General features: G+C 30.3%; 20 protein-coding genes. 5 read left to right on the top strand and 15 right to left on the bottom strand.

Translation table 11 applies throughout. The features are described 5' to 3' along the window. Positions 1–68 precede the first annotated feature (68 nt). The 8 genes from V9L04_RS18040 to V9L04_RS18005 form a co-directional block, all read right to left on the bottom strand. Positions 69–284 (bottom strand): hypothetical protein, encoded by a 216-nt coding sequence (locus tag V9L04_RS18040; protein ID WP_338791316.1) that lies wholly within the window; start codon positions 282–284, stop codon positions 69–71. Between the two features lie 133 nt (positions 285–417). Beyond that, entirely contained in the window at positions 418–927 is a 510-nt protein-coding gene (locus V9L04_RS18035) for a DUF2480 family protein (protein ID WP_338791315.1), read from the bottom strand. Between the two features lie 55 nt (positions 928–982). Continuing rightward, a complete protein-coding gene (locus tag V9L04_RS18030) occupies positions 983–2,293 on the bottom strand; it encodes a hypothetical protein (protein ID WP_338791314.1) in 1,311 nt (436 codons plus the stop codon). 55 nt (positions 2,294–2,348) lie between these two features. After that, the gene (locus tag V9L04_RS18025; RefSeq protein WP_338791313.1) at positions 2,349–3,251 is read right to left on the bottom strand and encodes a hypothetical protein; all 903 of its coding nucleotides are present in this window, start codon (positions 3,249–3,251) and stop codon (positions 2,349–2,351) included. A 9-nt stretch (positions 3,252–3,260) separates the two neighbouring features. Continuing rightward, the gene (locus V9L04_RS18020; RefSeq protein WP_338791312.1) at positions 3,261–4,163 is read right to left on the bottom strand and encodes a hypothetical protein; all 903 of its coding nucleotides are present in this window, start codon (positions 4,161–4,163) and stop codon (positions 3,261–3,263) included. A gap of 3 nt (positions 4,164–4,166) precedes the next feature. Beyond that, positions 4,167–5,072, bottom strand: coding sequence for a hypothetical protein (locus tag V9L04_RS18015; RefSeq protein ID WP_338791311.1), 906 nt, complete (start codon positions 5,070–5,072; stop codon positions 4,167–4,169). 6 nt (positions 5,073–5,078) lie between these two features. Beyond that, a complete protein-coding gene (locus tag V9L04_RS18010; RefSeq protein WP_338791310.1) occupies positions 5,079–5,990 on the bottom strand; it encodes a hypothetical protein in 912 nt (303 codons plus the stop codon). Then, positions 5,991–6,926, bottom strand: a complete 936-nt coding sequence (locus V9L04_RS18005) for a hypothetical protein (protein ID WP_338791309.1) — start codon at positions 6,924–6,926, stop codon at positions 5,991–5,993. 140 nt (positions 6,927–7,066) lie between these two features. On the opposite strand from V9L04_RS18005, the gene rdgB reads away from it, so the two are divergent. Together rdgB and V9L04_RS17995 are read left to right on the top strand one after the other, a co-directional pair. After that, positions 7,067–7,684 (top strand): RdgB/HAM1 family non-canonical purine NTP pyrophosphatase, encoded by a 618-nt coding sequence (rdgB, locus tag V9L04_RS18000; RefSeq protein ID WP_338791308.1) that lies wholly within the window; start codon positions 7,067–7,069, stop codon positions 7,682–7,684. 79 nt (positions 7,685–7,763) lie between these two features. Next, positions 7,764–8,582 carry a hypothetical protein gene (locus tag V9L04_RS17995; protein ID WP_338791307.1) on the top strand — a complete coding sequence of 273 codons (819 nt, stop codon included), beginning with the start codon at positions 7,764–7,766 and terminating at the stop codon, positions 8,580–8,582. 99 nt (positions 8,583–8,681) lie between these two features. On the opposite strand, the gene V9L04_RS17990 is transcribed toward V9L04_RS17995, so the two are convergent. Continuing rightward, positions 8,682–10,823, bottom strand: coding sequence for a thioredoxin domain-containing protein (locus V9L04_RS17990; protein WP_338791306.1), 2,142 nt, complete (start codon positions 10,821–10,823; stop codon positions 8,682–8,684). 146 nt (positions 10,824–10,969) lie between these two features. Beyond that, on the bottom strand, positions 10,970–12,643 hold the full coding sequence (locus tag V9L04_RS17985) for a S41 family peptidase (RefSeq protein WP_338791305.1): 1,674 nt from the start codon (positions 12,641–12,643) through the stop codon (positions 10,970–10,972). A gap of 902 nt (positions 12,644–13,545) precedes the next feature. Here V9L04_RS17985 and V9L04_RS17980 point away from each other — a divergent pair. Together V9L04_RS17980 and V9L04_RS17975 are read left to right on the top strand one after the other, a co-directional pair. Continuing rightward, positions 13,546–15,156 carry a S8 family serine peptidase gene (locus tag V9L04_RS17980; protein WP_338791304.1) on the top strand — a complete coding sequence of 537 codons (1,611 nt, stop codon included), beginning with the start codon at positions 13,546–13,548 and terminating at the stop codon, positions 15,154–15,156. A gap of 138 nt (positions 15,157–15,294) precedes the next feature. Then, positions 15,295–15,567 (top strand): DUF1294 domain-containing protein, encoded by a 273-nt coding sequence (locus V9L04_RS17975; protein WP_338791303.1) that lies wholly within the window; start codon positions 15,295–15,297, stop codon positions 15,565–15,567. 195 nt (positions 15,568–15,762) lie between these two features. On the opposite strand, the gene V9L04_RS17970 is transcribed toward V9L04_RS17975, so the two are convergent. Then, a complete protein-coding gene (locus V9L04_RS17970; protein ID WP_338791302.1) occupies positions 15,763–16,128 on the bottom strand; it encodes a DoxX family protein in 366 nt (121 codons plus the stop codon). Between the two features lie 213 nt (positions 16,129–16,341). On the opposite strand from V9L04_RS17970, the gene V9L04_RS17965 reads away from it, so the two are divergent. Continuing rightward, positions 16,342–17,742, top strand: coding sequence for a hypothetical protein (locus V9L04_RS17965; protein ID WP_338791301.1), 1,401 nt, complete (start codon positions 16,342–16,344; stop codon positions 17,740–17,742). A gap of 194 nt (positions 17,743–17,936) precedes the next feature. On the opposite strand, the gene dprA is transcribed toward V9L04_RS17965, so the two are convergent. From dprA to V9L04_RS17945, 4 genes are all read right to left on the bottom strand, one after another. Continuing rightward, on the bottom strand, positions 17,937–19,046 hold the full coding sequence (gene dprA, locus V9L04_RS17960; protein WP_338791300.1) for a DNA-processing protein DprA: 1,110 nt from the start codon (positions 19,044–19,046) through the stop codon (positions 17,937–17,939). Between the two features lie 734 nt (positions 19,047–19,780). Next, positions 19,781–20,041 carry a hypothetical protein gene (locus tag V9L04_RS17955; protein WP_338791299.1) on the bottom strand — a complete coding sequence of 87 codons (261 nt, stop codon included), beginning with the start codon at positions 20,039–20,041 and terminating at the stop codon, positions 19,781–19,783. Positions 20,042–20,253: 212 nt separating this feature from the next. Further along, positions 20,254–20,496, bottom strand: a complete 243-nt coding sequence (locus V9L04_RS17950) for a hypothetical protein (RefSeq protein ID WP_338791298.1) — start codon at positions 20,494–20,496, stop codon at positions 20,254–20,256. Between the two features lie 289 nt (positions 20,497–20,785). Then, positions 20,786–21,967, bottom strand: coding sequence for an FAD-dependent oxidoreductase (locus V9L04_RS17945; RefSeq protein WP_338791297.1), 1,182 nt, complete (start codon positions 21,965–21,967; stop codon positions 20,786–20,788). Positions 21,968–21,970: the final 3 nt, after the last annotated feature.

The raw sequence follows: 21,970 nt of genomic DNA, 5'->3' as shown, positions 1-21,970 counted from the left end.
ACCCAAGAAATGGCAATTAAAAAAACCCTAAGGTTCTTGAAGAGCCTTAGGGTTTAGAAAAATAAAATCTATATTTTTTTACATTCCTTGATTTGTATAGGTGTTCCCCACATAAAAATGCCAAACCCCATAGCTTCTTCAGCTTTTACTTCTACTTTTAAGCCTTCTTTTTGAAATTCAGGAGCTAAATTTTCAGGTTTGTATTCTGTGCCATCTTCGGCAACAATTCCCCAAAAACCACCTTCTAAATCTTGATAAACTACTTTTCCTTTGAAATGTGTCATAATAAAAATTGAAATTTATGATTAAAAAAATGAAATAATAAAAAATGCTTTATACGATTTAAAAACTATAAATTTACAGGCACACAATTCGTTTTGATTGAAATATTCGTAATTTTTAATTCGTAATTCGTAATTATTTTTTAGGTTTCTTATAAACAGGAACACTACTACACGCCTCACCAAACATAATCAGTTTTGCAATAGGTGCAAGTCTGCGAGTAACTTCTCCATAGACATAATTCGGAATCTGAATTTTGCTACATCCTTTGATAACAACTTTTGATTGTTCAAATTGTTGCCAATCAAAAGTTTGAAAAATATCTCTATAAAGCTCGCTTTCTAGTTCTTCGCTTGTTCCTATAACTACTTTTTTGGCATAAGGTTGAATATTTGAAACAACAACCATAAATGCCCACATCGGCACAATTGCATCTACTGAACAAACTATATTTACAAACTTGTCTTCATATTGTTTCCAATCATGATTTTTGACAAACTCTCTAAAATCCTTTTCTCTCAAGATAAGTTCTTGAAAAAGATTCATTTTCAAATCATACGTAATTCTTTCCCCTTTTGGATATAAATCTTCCAAATCAAAGGTAACGACTGACGAATTGACTACTTTATTAAGTGTTTTTTCCATAATTTTATTTGTAACCGTAGTTGAGGTTTATAACCGTCAAACGAGGATTTAAAGTTTATTTTTTCATCATTTTGAAAGTAAAGACTGTCAAAACTAAAATAATTGTTCCCATAAGTACCCACAACCAAAGCGAATTTTCAAAAAGTGGTGTTACTTTTTCTACTTCTTTTTGTGGTATTTTTTGTTCTGAATCCAATTCTAACAAAGTGACATCAGTAGGAATTGTATTTTGAAAACGAACAATATCATAATTAGGTTTTTGCAATCTTTCATTTCCATACATTAAAAAATAAGAAATTGTTTTGTCGCTCGGACTCACTCGTGTAAAAATCTGATTGATATAACCTTTAATCTCTAGTTGTCCAATATCTAACGGTTGATTGTCTTGATTATCAATAATGATTTGATATTTTTTAGATTTTTCATTAGAATTAATAAAAAAACTTGAACTACCATTTTGTTTTTCTATTGATGAAAGAGTGCTTGTGTGAAGCGTAACAAAATTATAAATCACACCTTTTTCAGTTATGGTACTGTCTAACAAATATTTAATTTGAATATTTCTGTAATAATCAAAATCATTTTTTACTTCCAAAGAAAGAAAATCAATAGGAACAGAATGAGTTAATTCTATATCAATTATAGTTTGTTTTTTATCTTTATTTACTTCAATATTTTTAGAACTAATTTCTAAACCTTCAAAATTTCCTTCTATTGTTTTTTGTAAAAAGACGCTTGCTGAATTCAGCTTTGGTTCATTATTCTTAAAACCATTTTGACTTTGTTTTTCAGATTTATCTGATAATTTAATTCTATAATATTTGTATTTTGAGTTTGGAAATATAAGGCGTGTAAATTTGTATTCTGTAAATTCATTTTGGATAGAAACAATACGATAATCATTCAAAATTTCGAACCATTCGTTTTGGTTTTGACTTCCTTCTAATTTTACTCTCCAGTCAAAATTAGTATTTTCAAAATCTAGTTTTATTAAGTTTGTTGCTTCTTCTTGACGTGTAGTGTTATCTTTTTCTAAAGTAAAAAAATAGGCATTCTCTTTTTTGGAAGAATTAATTATCTTAAAATCAACTTCCTGATTTTCAGACTTTTGCATTATTTTTCTAGTAAGAAATGGAGCTTCTAATGTATCAGAATTAGTTACACCAAAAATTCGAATATCTGAAAAATCAGTATTTATTTTTTCTATGACTTGGATAGGTACATTTATTTTGTACCATTCTGTTTGATTGCTTTGCTGTATTCCTTTTAGTTCTCTTTTATAGAGAAAATTATTTTGTGCAAAAACAGTTTGGCAACAAAAAACAGAAAGAAATATGAAGATAAATTGAAAAATTATTTTTTTCATGAGTTGTGATAAATTTGTGATTATTTTTTAGTTTGAATATAGCAAATTAAATTGATTATCGATTTGAAATCAGAAAATTAGAATTCCCATTTGCAATCATTTTGTTTACATAAAATAATGTATTTTCTTTGCGACTTTCTATTCGCACAGGCACATTCCGATTGATAGATAAAGAGTTGAGAGCTGAAATAAGAGTACTAGAATTAGTAAAAATACCACTATCTATATTGAATTTTAAATCTTTAATCATTCCATCTTTTTGATAATATATCTGACAATAGCTATTTGACAAAAAATTATCTTTCTCATGAAACACGATTTCATTTATTTGTTCGGCTGGCAATACAAACTCACTTATTCCATACTGAGTTGAAAAACCGACTGATTTTTTGGTAATATAAAATGTATTATTTTTAAAATGTTGATAGACAGATTCTATTTTTTTTCCATAGTGCCAATCATGTATCCAAATCATAGCTTCTAATATAAAAGGCACGTAAATTAATGGAAAAAAAGAGGAGTTTAGTTTTGAGACAAATAGGACGTAAAACAATAAAAAAGCAGCAATTTTACCAAACTTCATAAAAGGATGATGCAAAACCTCTTGGTAAGGAGATATATTTTGAGATTTCTTCATCCAAGGTTCTTTTTTTGCTTTTCTTGGAATACTCGTTTGAGATTTCCCTGATTTTGGTAGCGCAGTATAAAACAAAACAGTATCTTCTACCTTTAAACGAATTTCTTTTTGAATAGGAAATTTGCCTAATGTTTCGTACTGCTCACAATGCTGTTTTCCCAAATACTCCCATGTATCACGTAAAAACACAGATTTACAACCTGCACAAAAAACTACCTCATCGCCCTCCAAAATAGAATCTCCAGTAATTGGGTCTTTTCGGTTTTGAGATAAGAAACTTCGATGTTCTTGTGAGTTTGGGTTTATTTTGTGGATGTGCATTTATATTTCTTACGTATTTGTTCGGATAACGTTCTTATTTCCTTCATCAACCATTTTTTGTGCATGATAAACTATATCTTCATTTGTACTTTTTATTCTAATAGTAAAAGATGCAGACATAGACAAGGCTTCAAGAGCTTGAAAAATTTGTGCTGAATTTTTATATACTGATTCTGGTAATCTACACTTTACCTTTTCATAGACTTCATTATTTTTAAAATGAATTTCAAAAAAATTATCAGCAAGAAAACCTGTAGATTGATAGAAAACTATCTGTTCTATATGTTCAGCAGATAATATATACTCTTTTTGACCATAAGGAGTTGAAAAACCTATTGTTTTTTTTGCTAGATAAAAAGTGTTGTATTTAAAATTTTTATAAATAGACGAAAGTTGTGAACCGTAATAACTATCATGAATTAAAGGTAAAAACATAGATATAGCCAAAGGAAGAAGCATAATAGAAGTTATTACAAAACTAGCAGATAAAATAGCTACAAGTAGAATCAAAATCCAATTTGATACAATAAGCAAAATATGTCTCCAACCTGTTAAGAAATATTGATAAGGAGAAAGTATTCTACGCTTAGTGCGCCAAGGACTTTTTTTTACTAATTTTGGAATATCAACTCCATCACTTCTCAAACCACTTGTATGATAAAATAAAATCTCATCTTCTATTTCTAAATGAAGAGTATTATAAATAGGAAATTCAATCAATGTTTCTTTCTGCTCACAATGCTGATTTCCCAAATACTCCCATGTATCACGTAAAAACACAGATTTACAACCTGCACAAAAAACTACCTCATCGCCCTCCAAAATAGAATCTCCAGTAATTGGGTCTTTTCGGTTTTGAGATAAGAAACTTTGGTGTTCTTGTAAGTTTGGGTTTATTTTGTGGATGTGCATCGATTATTTTTTATAAATATTAATCTTATAATTGTTATTTTTTATTATAAATTCCAATTTATTATAAGCAGTATAATCACTATAAACTTTTAGGTAAATTGAAATTGAAAAATTATCAGTTAACATACTTAATGCTTTTAAAAAAATAGTTTCATTGTCCTCTTTTAGTGGATTCATAACTGCAAATTTTGTTATCTCTCCACTTTTATCTTGAATAACGCAAAAATTATCCTCATAAAATGAAGAGAAATAAAATTTTAAAGAATGAATACAATCAGATCCTAATAGAAACTCTTTCGTTCCAAATTTTTTACTAAAGCCTATGCCTTTTTTAGATATGTAGAAAACATCATCTGAAAATTCATTATGAACACTGTCTAACTTTTTACCTTGAATGTTCTGTTCTATTTCTCCAATAAAATAAATAATTATCAAGAAAATAACAGAACCTAAAAAAGGTAACAAACTACTAATCATAGAATAAAATACATAAGCAACTACAAAAGACAATAAAACTAATACAAGAAAAAGAGGACTCTTATGAAAAAAGTAATTGTAATTAGATAGCTTTCCTTTTTTTTTCTTCCATAATTTTGAATTTACAGTATGTGGTACATTATTTATTTCATTTTTTTTAAGAGGTAAAAAATCATAAAACAGAATATCTTCTTTCGATGTTAAATTTATTTTTATAATTGTAGATGGAAATTCAATCAATGTTTTGTACTGCTCACAATGCTGTTTTCCCAAATACTCCCACGTATCTTTTAAAAAAACAGATTTGCAACCTGCACAAAAAACCACTTCATCGCCTTCCAAAATAGAATCTCCAGTAATTGGGTCTTTTCGGTTTTGTGCTAAAAAGTTTTGATGTTCTTGTGAGTTTGGATTTATTTTATGAATGTGCATTTGATTTTATTTTCTTAAAATAGAAATAGCATAACCATTTTGTTGTATTTCATTTTCTAATATATTACAAAGCAGCGCATTATCTTCTATCTGTATTTTGATAGAACAAATAGCTTCTTGATTCATACTGTGTAGTGCTTCTAAAAATTGTGTGGTTTTATTTTCTTCTAAATAGTTAGTAATCAAAAACTTTGTTTTATTTCCGTTTATATCTTCAATGATGCAATAATTAGAAGCAAAAAAAGAATAAGAAAATTGAAATTCTAATGAATGAATATAAGCAATCGATAAAATATATTCTTGTCGTCCATATCTCCTACTAAAACCTATTCCTGTTTTAGAAATATAGAAAACATTATCATAAAAATATTTGTGAGCTGTTTTGAGTTTTTTTGCTTGTGTATTTTCTTCTTGTGCTGCTATTAACGTCAATAATATTGAAAAAATAACTGAACCACTAATAGGAAAAAATGATTCCAATAATATACAACCAATAATTCCCATTACAAATCCAAAGGCAATAACAGCATAAAAAATAGGAGTAAGATAAAAATCATATTCATAACTAGCTAACTCTCCTTCTTTATATTTCCATATAGTCGGATCTAATCTACTAGGAATTTTACTTCCTTTCTTTTGTCCTTCTAGTGGCAATTGTTCATAAAACAAAATAAGATCTGTCTTTTGAATTGTTAGGTTAGTAAAATTAAAAGGAAAATCAACCAAAGTTCCACTCTGCTCACAATGCTGATTTCCCAAATACTCCCACGTATCACGTAAAAATACAGATTTACAATCTGCACAAAAAACTACCTCATCGCCTTCCAAAATAGAATCGCCTGTAATTGGGTCTTTTCGGTTTTGAGATAAGAAACTTCGATGTTCTTGTGAGTTTGGGTTTATTTTGTGAATGTGCATTTATAAAAATAAATTGTTATGAAGTAAATAAGAAATAGAAAAGTTCGTACTCCATTTTTGATTTAATTTTTTAAGATGATTAATTGTATCCTCTTCTATGCTCTCTATCTTAACTTGTATATCTTTGTTTTGGGATAAAAAACGTATAGAATCAAATAATGAAAATGGGTCTTCAAATGTATCATCAGATAAGTAGCAAGTAACATGTTCAGTTTTTTCAACGCCTTCCACCTTATAATAAATTTTAAAATATTTGTTTTTAGCTTTGTGTCCTGTATGACGAAAAACTACCTTTTCAATATATCTTACAGGTAAAGTATATTGCTTTTCACCATATTTTGTTACAAAACCTACTGTCTTTTTGGAAATATAAAATGTATTACTATAGAATTTCTTATACTTTAGATTTACCTTTTTTATATAATATGAATCGTGAATTCTTCCTACAATTAGTAATAACAACAATATTACTAGTATTGATAGAAAAATGAAGAAGTTACTTGTGAAAAAATATAGAGCTAGAGAAACAAGACTAACTAAAAATATAAATAAACCTGTATTAATATTACTCTCTTGAAACTTATCATAAGCTGATAAAAAGTTTTCTTCATACAACCAAGGTTTTTTCTTAGCCTTACTAGGTATGTTAAATAGGCTTTCTCCGTTTGTAAGTAATGATTTATAAAATAGAATTTCGTTATCTAATTTTATATGAATAGCTTGTTGTAAAGGAAAATCAATCAAAGTTCCACTCTGTCCACAATGTCGTTTTCCCAAATACTCCCACGTATCACATAAAAATACAGATTTACAACCTGCACAAAAAACCACCTCATCACTTTCTAAAATAGAATCTCCAGTAATTGGGTCTTTTCTATTTTGAGATAAGAAACTTCGATGTTCTTGTGAGTTTGAATTTATTTTGTGGATGTGCATGTCTTTTTTAATACAGATTTTTAAAACTATTTAGTCTAACGAAATTCTGAAGATATGTTTTCATTTACTTCTTTTTTAACTTTACCTAAGCTAGAAATAATTAGATTTGTAAAAAATTATCTAACAAAAATATCAAAATTATGAAAATATGTTTTGCTACCAATAATGCAAAAAAAATAGAAGAAGTAACAGCTGCCATCCCTTCTACTATTCAATTAGTTAGTTTGAAGGAAATTGGTTGTACAGAGGAAATTCCAGAGACTACACAAACTATTGAAGGAAATTCGGAACAAAAAGCAATGTATGTCTATGAAAATTATAATACAAATTGCTTTGCAGATGATACAGGATTAGAAATTGAAGCTTTAGACGGAGAACCGGGGGTAGATTCTGCAATGTATGCAGACAAAATTGTTGGTTCATATAGAGATTCAAAAGAAAATATGAAATTAGTTTTGAAAAATCTAAGTGAAAAAGCTTCAGAAGGAAATACAAATCGAAATGCACAATTTAAAACTGTTTTTACGCTTGTCATAGATGGAAAAAAACATCAGTTTGAGGGAATAATAAAGGGGAAAATCATAAACGAACCCACAGGAGAAGATGGTTTTGGTTATGACCCTATTTTTATTCCTAATGGTTATGAAAAAACTTTTGCGCAAATGAGTTTATCAGAAAAAAATAAAATTAGTCATAGAGCCATCGCAACAAGAAAATTAGTAACATTCTTAAATGAGATTAACAAAGTAGAACCATAAATCAATTATAATTATTATATTGAAAAAAATACCCTTCTAATCATTACTTTTTTACACTTATCCTGAATTATTCCATTTTATGAAAACTAATTATTTATTTGTTCTTCTATTTTTTACGCTCTTTTCTAGTATTCTTCTTTTTTCTTGTGGAGGTAGTGAAGAAGACCCAAAACCAGACCCAGTAGATACAACTCCTTGTAGCTCTCCTCCAACATTATCATTGACTGCTGAAAGTACAGGCTGCTCAAGTAATACAGGCTCAATAACTGCCACAGGTGCAGGAGGAACAGGCGCATTGACTTATAAACTAGGAAGTGGAAATTTTCAAAGTAGTAATATTTTTGAAAATCTAGCTGCTGGAGAATATACTGTTACAGTAAAAGATAATGAAGGTTGTACTAAAGAAAGTAAAACTACTGTCGAAAATGCAGATGCTCCTACTATTTCTTTGGCTTCTCAAAATACAGGTTGTGATTCTGATAATGGAAAAATAACAGTTACAGCAACTGGTGGAAGTGGTAATTTACAATATAAAATTGATGAGGGCGCATTCCAAAACAGCAATATTTTTGAAAACTTAACTGCCAAAGAATATACAATTACAGTAAAAGATTCAGAAAACTGTGAAGCAACAGCAAAAACAAAACTAAAAACAGGTATAAATTATACAGACAATATTGCTTCTATAATCAATACAAACTGTGCTATTTCAGGCTGTCATTCAGGTAATCAATCTCCAAACTTATCTACTTTTGAAGGCGTTTCTCAAAGTTCTTCACGAGTTTTTGCTCGTGCTTCTGCTCGTTCTATGCCTCCAGCTTCTTCTGGTCGTGAACTAACTGATGCAGAAATAAAAGCTATTGAATGTTGGGTAGCAGATGGAACACCTGAAAATTAAAATATTCAAGTTGTTTAAGAATGGATTTTAGATGTCTTTGTCAGTGTCGCTACGCTAAAACACCGACAAAGGCATCTTATTTATAGTATAGCACCAGTATCAAATCTGTTTCAAAGCCTCTTTTACACTATTGACAGGTAATTGACACGTTTTATTCTTACAAACATAAATCGTTGTTTGATTATTTATAACTGGACGCATTTCCAAAAGTGGCAAAGCAGATTTTTGACCTTCTTCTTCACTTTTTGCAGCAATAATTATTTTATTGGGAATGTAAAAACTAGAAATTTCTTTTAAAACTTCTTTATAATTTTCTCCAACAATTACTATTTCTGGAGTTGGGGTCAAGAAATATGTAAACAATGATGCCCAATTCGAAACGTGTCTTGGTTCGGCTGCAATCAAAGATGCTACTTTTCCTAACATTTCTTTGCTTGTTTCTTTATACAAGTTATTTTCTAAGATAATTCCTAAGAAATATAAATTGGTCGCCATTACAGAATTGGAAGAAGAGATTACATTATCAAAAATTTCTTTCTTCTGAGCTACTAATTTTTCACTTCCCAGTTGGTCGCTAAAATAAAATAATTTTTCTTCCTTATCATAGAAATTAGTAAAAACATATTTTGTCAATTCATCAGCTCTTAGAATCCATTTTTCATCAAAACAAACTTGATACAACGTAATATAAGATTCAATCAAAAGTGCATAATCCTCTAAAAAACCATCTATTTCAGCAGTTTCATTTTTGAAAGTATGATATAATTTAGATTTATTTTCTTTATCAAAAAGATTACCTTCTATAAATTCAGCCGTCTGTAAAGCTAAAGCTAAATATTTCTCACTTTCGTTTTCATTTCCTAAAGCAGAATAGGCATTACAAAAACCTTTTATCAAAAGTGCATTCCACGAAGTCAGGATTTTATCATCCAAACTAGGACGAACTTTCTCTTTTCTAACTTCTAAAAAATAATTTTGCCACTCATCAACTTTGCCTTTCAAAATACTTAAATCAATATCATTTTGGTTAGCAAAAACTTCATCTGTATCTTTTCTATATAAAATATTTGCTCCTTCCGTTGCGTGTGGGCTTTCCCAGTTTCCTATTGAAGTAATGGAATAATATTTTTTAAAAAGCTGTAAATCCTGTTCTGGGTTTGTAGAATTTTTAAATGTGTGGTTTGTAAAGACTTTTTCTATTTCGTCTATTGTCCATGTATAAAATTTCCCTTCTTTTCCTTCACTATCAGCATCTAAAGCCGAATAAAAGCCCCCATTTTTGTCTTGTAATTCTCGTGTTAAAAATTTGGTTGTTTGTTCAATTGTTTGTCTATAGACTTCTCTTTGTGTATTATTTTTTGTAATTGTATAGGCTTCAGCGTACAAAGAAAGCAACTGAGCATTATCATAAAGCATTTTTTCAAAGTGAGGCGCAAACCATTCTCTATCTACTGAATAACGAGCAAAACCTCCTCCAATTTGGTCGTACATTCCACCTTGAGCCATTTTATTGAGAGTGAGATTTACTTGACTTAGTATTTTTTCTTTTATAGGATTTGTTATACTATTATTTTCTTCACTTTTGCTATTCAGAAAATCATAATAACGAAGCAAAAACAAATAATAAGACGGCATAGGAAACTTTGGAGCTTCTCCGATTCCACCAAACTCTTTATCAAAACGTTTTTCTAAACTAGCAAAGGCTTTTTCTAAAATAGTTATATCAAATTCAGAAACATCTTTCAAGTTATATCTTTCTAATGTAGAAATAGACAAAACTTTGGTTACTTTATTTGCCGACTCTTCTACTTCTTCTCTTTGGTTTTGATAGGCTTTTCCTATTTGCTGCACAATATCAAACCATTGATTAGCAGGAAAATAAGTTCCTCCCCAAAATGGTTTTGCATCAGAAGTCAAAAAAACATTCAGTGGCCAACCACCCGAAACACCCATCATTTGTACAGCTTCCATGTAAATTGCATCTACATCTGGGCGTTCTTCTCTATCAACTTTTATACACACAAAATACTCATTCATCACTTTTGCGACAGCTTCATTTTCAAAACTTTCGTGTTCCATCACATGACACCAATGACACGCCGAATAACCAATACTGACCAAAATAGGCTTGTCTTCTTGTTTTGCTTTCTGTAAAGTTTCATTATTCCACATCTGCCAATGAACAGGATTTTGAGCATGTTGGAGTAAATAAGGACTGCGACTTTTTGTGAGTTGGTTCAAATTATATTTTATTTAAATTATTTTGGTAATTTTTATTCCACAAAAAAACGATATTTCTTTCGAAATACCGTCTTTGTTTAGGTTTTATTTTAAAGATATAAGTATTTCAGACTTATCAGTCTGTGATACGTAACTTGAATTGATTATTACTTACTTAATATTTTTTTATACTTAGCTTCATCATTCAAAACTTCAATAGCTGCCTTCAAATCTAGATCATCATCAAAAGTAGCTTCCATTTCTCCCCTTTCTAAATAATAACGTTTTGCTATTTCTTGCTCTAAAAGTTCAATAATTTCAACTTTATGATTACGCAAATCATTTTCCTTATTGTGAGCAATGCTTTTCTTAAACTCATCAATTTGAGGTTTTAAGGCTTCATAAGACTCCTCTTTTTGAGCAGTTTCTTCCAAATGCTTTATCATTTTTTCTACTTTAGTAGTATAATCATATTCTTTAGTAGAAAGCCATTTGATAAAACTATCATATTCAGTATTAGTCAAATTAAACTCTTTTGCTTCTGCAATCGTCTTATTTTCAAAATAATATTTGTTTGCATAGTCAAATAAAAGTCCTTTTAAGATTAAAGTTTGTGTAACTGGCGCATAAAAATCATGACTAATAGCAATATCTGGCTTCACTCCACCCCCGTCATACACTATACGTCCAGCAGCCGTTTTAAAAGGCATGCGAAGCGAATCAGGCATTTTGCCCACACTTCCATCTTCATTTCTGTTGGCATAATCAATTGCTTGAATACATCTTCCACTTGGAATATAATATTTTGCTATCGTAACTTTTAATTTTGAATTGTAAGAAAGTGAGCGAGTAGCCTGTACAAGTCCTTTTCCATACGTATTTTCTCCAATCAAAACTCCTCTATCATAATCCTGAATCACTCCAGATACAATCTCAGCAGCAGATGCACTTGTACCACTTGTCAAGACAACCAAAGGAATTTCTGTGTCTGTAGCATCTGAAAGACCGTTATAGGTTTTGTTCCAATCTTTTACTTTTCCTTTCGTACTTACAATTTCTTTTCCTTTTTCTACAAAAATATTAGAAATTTTGACTGCTTCATCTAAAAGTCCACCTGGATTTCCTCTGACATCAAAGATAATTTTCTCAGCTCCTTGTGATTTTAAATCTAATAAGGCATCCCTTACTTCTTTACTAGCATCACGAGTAAAATCAGTCAGTTTTATCATTCCAATAGTTGAGGTTACCATTCCATAATAAGGAACATTATAAGTCTGAATTTTTTCTCTTGTAACCGTAATATCTAATGGTTGTTCCAGTCCATAACGCTTTATAGAAAGTATTACATCTGTTTTTGCCTGTCCTTTCAAAAGCTGGCTAGTTTCATCATACGTTTTTCCATCTAATGAAATTCCATCTATAGCTATAATTTCATCACCCGTTTTTATTCCTGCTTTATCGGCAGCAAACCCCTCTAAAGGCATCATAATAAGTATTCTTCCATCTCTAGTTCCTACAGTTGCACCAATTCCACTATACTCACCAGTAGTCATGGTTCGATAATCTTCAATTTGGTCTTCTGAAATATAATTTGTGTAAGGGTCAAGGGACGCAAGCATGGCATCAATACCTGTTTTCATAAGTTTTGAAGGCGTTACATCATCTACATACCATGTATTTACTTCCTTAAAAAGAGTGGCAAAAATATCTAGGTTTTTAGCAATCTCAAAGTATTTTTCACTTGGATTATAGAACGCAGAACCTGTCATGAAGACAATTAAAAGTCCTGCAATGCCGTATTTGAATCGTTTTTTTAACTTTGGAAGCTTTAGTTTAGGCAATTTTAATTTCATAGGAAGAATATATAAAGTTTTTTGATGAGTTTCTTTTTTTATTTTTATTCAGATAATTGTATACTGACTTAAGTAGGCACAAATACATGACCATTTTTCTATTTGTTTATCTAATATACAGAAAAAAAAGAAATTTCGTTTTACGAAATGACATTGTTTAGTGAAGTTTAACAGAAAAACATATCCTTTTTAGCTAAAATTATTGTTCATTTTTTTATAAAAATTTGTTTTAACAATAAAAGTTATCACGGTTAGTTTTGTATAACAGTCTTCCAGACTATTGAATTTGACAAAATACTGTTTGTGATGTTCAGAACGGCAGTCTGAACTACCAACTGTGATAAGTTTTAATAATTTGTTTAAGATTTAGACCACTAAAGTTTGGTATTTGGTTTAGTTTGGAGTTATTTATGTGTTTATATAAGATTTATAAGGAACGCATAAACTACCTTTCTGCATAAAATTAATATGTTTTGGAATCTGAACAAAAAGAAAGAATAAAAATGAAAAAGTACTGGACATTGGATAAAATATTTTTTCCATCTGCTCTATCACGCTCTTTAAATCTAGTACTCTAATTAATTTTAAATCTAATCAAAATAAAAACAGTATTATTTTAAAACTAGATAAAAAGGTTAAAAGAATTTGGATTTGAAACCTTGACAGATAGAAAATACGTTATGATAATTAGATATGTTTTTAATTTCCTATTTAACGTAGTTTTGATGGTATGTTATAAAAGAAAATAAACCAAAACAGTAAATTATAAATAATTAAAGCTAATCAATTTTGTAATGGCTCAAAAAAAGTGTATTTTGATAATTATTTAGTTCAAAACTAACTCAATCTGTAATAAATTCTCATTTTAAAAATAAATCAACTCTAATTTTATGGAAAATTTCAATTTCTTATATCCTTTGGCGTATGGTGGAATTCTGCTCTCAGCAGCAGTTTACTTCTTCCTGAAAGAACGCCAACATGCAGCAGGTTTTGCAAGAAACAGCTTTTTTGTTTCTTCACTCCTTTATATTCTATCATTATTTTTTAATGATGGTGGAGTAATGTACGACCTTTTGGGTGTTCTTGCTCCCGATTTGGCAATTCTTACTATTGTCATTCTGATTTTCAATCGTTTTGCACCTCGTCCTAAAGTTCTTTACTTTACTATTTTTGCAGTTATTGCAGGACTAAAGTTATTCTTTTTTGATGCAGGTAGAGATGCAGTAGTAGATGCTTACGAAAATGGCTTTACTTGTGGAATGGAATCAAATGAAGCTGAAACTATAATTGGAAGTAAAGAAACTACTACTTTGCCTTCAAACCTTAGTGCAAATGGCGAACTTCTTTTGGATTTGAACATGGCTAACAAAGATGCTATTGTTCCAATTTTGGAAAAATACAGTATGTCTATTCGTAGAGCATTTCCAGATTTACAGCATGATGAATATTCTGAATTAGAAGAATATTATATTTTAGATATTCCTACTTTCCAATTAAAGAATATTGATGTAATTATTGGCGAACTTCAAAACTCAGGTGCAGTAGATTATTTAGAAAACAACGAAATTTTAGAGCTTCCAACTAATCCAACAACTTCTTTTGATGTAGCTCCAAACAAACCTTCTTTTGGAATCAATGACCCTAACTTAAAAGACCTTTGGGGATTTGAGAAAATGGGAGTAGCAGAAATGTATGCTTCTTTGAAAGAACAAAAGCCTAAGAAAAAAGCTAAAATTGTTATTTTAGATACAGGTGTAGAAGCTGACCACGAAGATATTACTTCAAATTATCTTTCTCTTGAAAAGAAAAGTGATTATGACAAACTAGGACACGGAACACATTGTGCAGGAATTGCTGCAGCAGTAACTAACAATGGTAAAGGAATTGCTTCTTTTTCTCCAAATTCTGAATTTGTAACGGTTTCTAGTATTAAAGTATTAAATGATGCTGGTTTTGGTTCTCAAGAAACTGTTTTGGCAGGAATTATCAAAGCAGCAGACGCAGGAGCAGATGTAATTTCGCTTTCTTTGGGAGGTCCTTCAAATGATGCTCATCAAAAAGCATATTCAGAAGCTGTAAAATACGCAAATGCAGCAGGTGCAATTGTAGTAGTAGCAGCAGGAAATTCTAACAAAAATGCAAAAGATTTTTCTCCAGCTAATGCAGATGGTGTAATCACTGTTTCAGCTATTTCTCCTGATTTGAGTATAGCTCCTTTCTCTAACCACGTACAAGATATGAAAATGGGAATTGCAGCCCCTGGAGTTCAGATTTTTTCTACTTATCCTAAAGGAACATACAAATTCTTAAACGGTACTTCAATGGCAACTCCTTATGTAGCTGGTCTTTTGGGCGTAATGAAAGCATTAAACCCAGAACTAGATACAAAAACTGCTTTTGAAATCTTGAAATCAACAGGTAAAGAATTAGAAGCTGGTGAAAAAGCAGGTAACTTTATCCAAGCTGACAAAGCAATTAGTGCAGTTTTAGAACAAGAATAAATTAAACAATAGTTTAGTTTAAAAAAGCAAAAGCCTATTCAATCTTTTTGGTTGGATAGGCTTTTTTTGTTTAGGTTTATAAAAACAATCTGATTTATTTTGACAACTGTCCAGTACTCTACTATAAAATATAGCTCAATGAACTATTTATTTGTATACTTATTTTTGATTAATATTGCTTCAGGTATTATTTTTTGGTGGGACAAGCGTAAAGCAATACAATCTAAAAAGAGAATAAAAGAACGTACTTTACATTTCTATGAACTATTAGGAGGGGCATTTAGTATTTTATTTTTAATGTATCAAATTAGGCATAAAAACCAAAAAAAAGGTTATTTTCTAATTACTTATGGTATTGCTTTAGCATGGATGGGTTTGGTTAGTTTCCTTGTTTTTAAATTTAAATCGTAAGAATAGGGGGGCAGAATTAGTTTATTTTTTCCTACAGTTGTGTAATTATGATTTTCAAAAATGTAGTTTTCAAACAACAATATTACGCAGCTAAATTTCAAAGAAAATAAAATGATTTAAAATAATCATTTTTTGTAGAGTTGTTTTTGAAATTCTGAATACCCTACCCTAGACAAAGAATACTTGAAATTTATATCATCTTTTTCGTATCGTTCTCATAATCAACACACTAATAGCGCAAGCAAGTGTAATACAAGCAAGCGCAAACAAAAGTCCTTTATCATCTTGAATACGAATACCTAAAATAAAAATATGAGATGCAATTGCTCCCAACATAATAACAATTGCTCCTACAGCTCCGACACGACGAGTTTTTGGAATCAAAATTAAGATAGCTACAATAAGCTCAAGAAAACCAGACAAATATCTACCTGAAGGTTCTGCATTAAGTTTAGAAAAAATCCAAACAGATTCGGGTGCTGTCCCAAATTTAAAATAAAGTGTTTGAAGAAGAATAACAGCCACTATAATTGATAAAATGCCTTCAATTGTCTTTTGCATGAATTTTTTTGAGTCTGAAATATTTTTCACAGGAAATTATATTTACAATATATGAATTTTTTAAATTATAATTGTTAGCTATATCTTTAGAAAATAGATAAATTAACTAGCCAGTAGCAATTTTGATAATTGAAAAACAGACTAATAAAATAAAATAACTTTTTTTCGTTAAATTAGAGAACTCCAATTATCCACTTTTACTATTTAAACTTTATGAAAACTACTATTTTATCTGTTTCACTATTTATTCTATTTTCCTTCTTTAGCTTTTCTTCTGCTCAAATGGCACATATAGAACTAGCAGAACTAATTGAAAAACAACAAGTCAAAATAAATGCACGAGGACTGGGAGGTTATTTTGGTGAAAGTCTTTTGCTAAATATTTATAATACATACTCAAAACCTCTTTTAGTAAAGATTTCAGCAGGAACAATATTTCGAAGCGAAGATGAAGGCATTCAAGACCTAATGATTTTGGAAGATTATCAATTTGCCATTCAAAAAGGAGCTACCAAACTTCAACCAGTCATGACAGCCTGTATTCAGGCAAGCAACGGCTCACCTTACAAAAATTCTCTTTATCAGTTTGATAGATTAGATAATGAAGGACTTTCAAAAGTAGCTCAAACGATTGCAAAGCATGACTATCAAAAAGAATATCTTGCTCAATCTAGTGTTTGGTGTGTTTCTAATAATAAAGAAACATCTTATCTTTCTCATCCGAAAAAAGAAGTTTTTGAAAATTTAGCAAAGGCAGTTTGTGAAGCTAAAGGAGAAGATTTTGATAAAATGAAATTCACAGCACAAGAAAAATACATTCCTACTTATACATTTAATGGTTATTTACAGACTTTTTTGGAAGAAGACCAAAAAGTAAATATTGAAGTGTATGATGCGCAAGGAAAGTTTTTTAAAACCATTGTAAAAAACTTTCCAGCAAAAGCAGGTTTTTTTTATCGTTCTTTTATGTTTACACAACAAATTGGAGAAGATGCAACTTTCAAAATAAAATTAATTAATCCAGCAAAAGAAAATGAAGAGAGAACGTTGGCAGAGCAAGAAGTAAATAAAAATAGCATTGCTCACAATGAAGATATGAAACTTATCGAAACTGAAAATAAATTTGTTTTTGTTTTGGATGAAACTACAAAACTAAATTTGGCTTTGTATGATGACCAAGAACATCTTTTCAAATCCTATTTTACAGATAAAGAATATAATAAAAGCTCACAAACGGTCATAAATATTCGTCATAATGTTTTCATTCCCAAAAGTGGAACATATTTTTTGATAGCTAAAGACACAAATGGAAAAGAAGTAGGAAGGGAGCGAGTTTATACAGATGGGCATAAGATAGAACGCAAAGAAATGATTGTTCAAAGACATAACTTTGAAGTAAACCTTGTCGATCCTGTGTCAGGAGTAAATCTTGATGTTTATGACCAATATGGAAATAAAGTAGCCAATATTTTAGAAAATAGTGGATTGCATCACGGTTATAGAACTATTCCAACTGTTTTTAAACATTATTTGGGAAGAGGACAAACATTTTATTTTAGAATGACTGACAGAAATGGCATTTTAATAAAAGAAGAAATTGTAGAAGGGAAATAACTAGATAATAAGTAGTTATACGTATGTTTTGTTAAACACAGAGTTACAGAGAACGCAGAGAATGAAAATACGTTTTTGAAATACTATTTTTAGATATAGAAGTTGTTTAAGAATGACTATTTTTTCAAGCTATTGTCAGAGTTATTTGGATTTAGGAGATAACTCTGACAAAATTTTGATAAGTCAGTTTTGTTTTAACTAATTACTTTAAACTGTTTTCCAGGTAAAGCCTTTATGATTCCTTTCATTTCCATCATCAATAATTGTCCTGCAAGCTGACCAAGGGGAATTTGAGTTTTGATAGAAAGATTATCTATTGCCATTGTTCCTCCTACATCTTCTAATTTATTGATAATAATTTGCTCTTCCATGGTTAGTTGACCATTTGATTTTTTGATAGGAGGAATATTTTGTTCGTCCAAATCCCATTTCAAAATATATTCAATGTCTTCTATTGCTGTATAAATATGAGCATGATGATTGCGAATAAGACGATTACAACCTGCCGAACTTGCAGAATCCAAGTTACCTGGTACTGCAAAAACTTCACAATTATAGGCATTTGCAATATGAGCTGTAATAAGTGCGCCTCCCTTTGCAGCAGCTTCTACTACAATCAAAACATCAGAAAGACCTGCAATTACTCGGTTGCGTTGTGGAAAACGAGAAGGGTCAGGCATTGTACCAAAACAACCTTCAGTTAAAAGTCCTCCTTGATCAATCATTTCAAAAGCTGTATTTTTATGAGCTGGAGGATATATTTGATCAAGACCATTTGCCATCACACCAATTGTATCTAATCCACTTTCTAGACTTGCTCGGTGTGAAAAAATATCAATTCCATAAGCTAACCCACTTACTATTAAAGGATTATATTTCGTTAAATCTCTAACTATCTTCTGTGTCATTTCTTTGCCATACTCAGTGGCTTTGCGAGTTCCCACTATTCCAACTGTTTTTTGGGCATTCAAATCTGCATTGCCTTTGTAGTATAAAATATAAGGAGAATCTTCGTGTCTTAAAAGGCGTTGAGGATAACCTTTGTCTGTATAAATCAGAATTTTGACATCTTGTTTTTCAGCAATAGCCAACTGCTTTTCAGCTTTATGTAATACTTCTGTTTTATTTTGCTTTAGTGAAGCAATAAGTTTTTGTCCTACATTAGGAATTTTTAGTAGTTTGGATGGAGAAGCATTAAAAACCTCCTGAGCAGAGCCACAATAACTAATCAAAAGTTTGGCAGTCTTTGCACCCACATGAGGCAAAAGCGATAAAGCCACTTGAAACTGACGACTATCAGACATAAATTAAAACAAAACAAGTGAAAATGTAAAAATAAAATGCAAAATACTAAAAATTTTAGCTAAAAACCTTATCTTATTTTCCTTTTTATGTATTTTTGAAATAATTTCTATAAACACTGCGTAAAAATAAAAGTTAGGTAAGTATTTAGTCTTCTAAAGAAAATAAGTAATTGAGCTAAATTATTTACAGTTTATTTATTAAAGGTTATCACGGTTAATTTAGTAATGTTCATTTTTCCGTAGCGACAGGTTTGCAAACCCTATCGATTAGGCACAAGTCTAAATTGCTATTTTTTTCTTATATTCTATAGAAGTTACGCATCCTAATACTACATAAAGAATATAAAATGAATAAATTTACACTTTGAAAAATTCACGCATTAATAAACAGGGTTAAAACCCTGTTTTATAGATAGCTAAAAATGTAAATTTATTTTTTTAGTCTTTCTAAGGTTTGTTTTGATAGTTTGATATGTAATTTTGTTTTTAAATTTATACCAATTTTTATATATTTTATTTATTACATATTCTTCTAGTGTAACAAATGCCCAATAGACTGAAAAAATATGATTTTGTACAGCTTTTCTTGTTCGCACCAAGAAGTTTTCAGCATTACAAAGCTGCTTTCTAGCTCTATGAAATTCTTCAATGTGCCAATGTAGTTGGTGTGATTTTTCAAAATCTTCTTTTGTAGCTTTTTGAGGTTTTTCTTGTTCTTTTAGGTTGTAATATTTTTAATAGACATAATGACGAACTTTACCTGCCTGTTCTTTTCTGAACAAAGTTACAAAATCAAAATTCTTTAAGTGAGTAAGTACTCCATTTTCATCAATTTCTATATCAGCTACCTTTTGACACACTCCTTTTTGAGTAGAAACAGTACGAGTTTTTTCGACGCCAAAAAAAGCATCCATTTTATGAGAACGAATAAAACGCAAGTTTTCCTTTGAAGAATACCAACTATCACCTGTTATAAGTGCAGGAGCTAAACCCAATCCAATACTTCTCTAAGCATTTTAAGAAAAAGTTCATTTTTTATAACCCCTAAAGTTGGCTCATATACTCTATAATTAACAGGAAGACGAACCCCATTTATATCAGTATAAAATAAGGTAACTAAACAGATACCTTTTACAACACCATGATGTTTGCCTGAATACTGACGAGCTATAAAAGGATTTAATTTGGCATCACTATAGGGTTTATCTCAAACACTAGCATCAATACTTAAAGTGCCTCCTGCTAGTACAATCAGTAAACAAACACGTTCAAACAAATCCTGTGGGGTATAATCTTCACGGACTAAAAAATTGCGAACACTATCATGGCTCATTTTTTTCATTCCAAAAGCTAGTTGAGTACATCCTTTATTTCTAGGATTTACTAATAAATAATTACTATAAAGAGATAAATTACACAATGCAGTTGATTTTCGTACCAACACTCTCATCAAAAGTAAAATTTAAGTAATAAAAAAAACATACTAAAAAAATACAATCTAAAGTTAAAAAAAAATTACGTAAGTTTAAGGTGCGTAACTTCTAAAATCAGGGTTTTCTTATAAAAACTATTTAGTTCTGTTTTATATCTTAAACCTCTATGGTCAAGTTTTGGTTGTTGGTGTCGCTGTCGCTAAAACACCAACAAGGGCATTTTTCTTTTTTTATAAGAAAACCCTACTTCTAAAATAGAAGTTGAATTTCTGTATTTTCCAATTCCCATGTCATATTTTCTAAGTCCTAATTTCCCATCATTTCAGCTATTTCTTCTCCAAGTTTGCTTCCCAAAGCGACTCCCATTCCACCCAAACGAACTCCTAAAACGACATTTTTAGAGTAATTTTGAAGGAGTGGGATTTTTGTTTTTGAACTTTCTGTAAAAGCCATAATTCCTGCCCAAGTGGTATCTATTTCAAATTTGTGTTTTGGAATAATAATCTCACTTAGTTTTGATTTTAAATCTTCAAGAATTAGTTCTGTAGTTTCCAATTTTGTGGTTGTTTCGCCTTCAAAATCCATATTTCTTCCTCCTCCTAAAATAATTCTTCTACCAAAATTTCGGAAATAATAAAAACCTTCATCTAAGTGAAAAGTACCTTTAAAACGTAAATATTTTAAGGGTTTGGTTACCAAAACTTGTCCTCGTCCTGCTTGCAAATCCAAATCTGGAATGAGTTTTTTAGAAAAAGCATTTGTGCAAATGGCTACTTTTGAGGCAGTAAGTTCGATGTCTGGAAAATTTGCATCTTCATTTTGTAAAGGATTTTTGATTTTTACAGATACATTGTTTTTTCCTGCTTTTCCTTCTATTTGTACATCTTCAAAATCTGTTACTTCACAGCCTGTAAAAACAGTAACGCCTCTCTTTTGGACATAATTTAAAAGCGACTTCATCATTTTGCCTGTATGAATCTGTCCCTCAAAGCGATTATAGACAATCCTTCTGACGTGGCGAGCATTAAAGCCAAAGCCTTCTATTAAGCCGTCTTTGGTTTTGAATACATTTTGTCCGTTAAAAATGGGCTGTAAAAGCTGATTTACTTTATCTAACTCATTGATATAAGGAATTTGTTTATCTAAAATAAGCTCATATCCTCCATAATTTTTATAACCTATTTTTTTATCTCCTAAACGAGTACGCAATTTTTCAAGTCCTTGCAAACGATTTGTTACAAGGTCTGTAAGCTCAGTTTCGCTCATCGTTTTTAGGTCGGAAGCAATTTCTGAAAGACTTCCAAAACAAGCAAAACCTGCATTTTTGGTGCTTGCTCCAGTAGGCAAAAAACCTCTTTCCAAAACAGCAATTTTAGCCTTTGGATTTTTTTCGATGAGACTAGTAGCCGTCGAAAGTCCTGTGATGCCAGCACCGACAATAATATAGTCGTACTTTTTAAATGATTTATTTTCCCAAAAACTCCACATGTC

It is taken from the genome of Bernardetia sp. MNP-M8 (assembly GCF_037126285.1).
Classification (GTDB): domain Bacteria; phylum Bacteroidota; class Bacteroidia; order Cytophagales; family Bernardetiaceae; genus Bernardetia.
The sequence above is the reverse complement of the archived record's forward strand: the minus strand, read 5'-3'. Positions and strand labels throughout refer to the sequence as shown.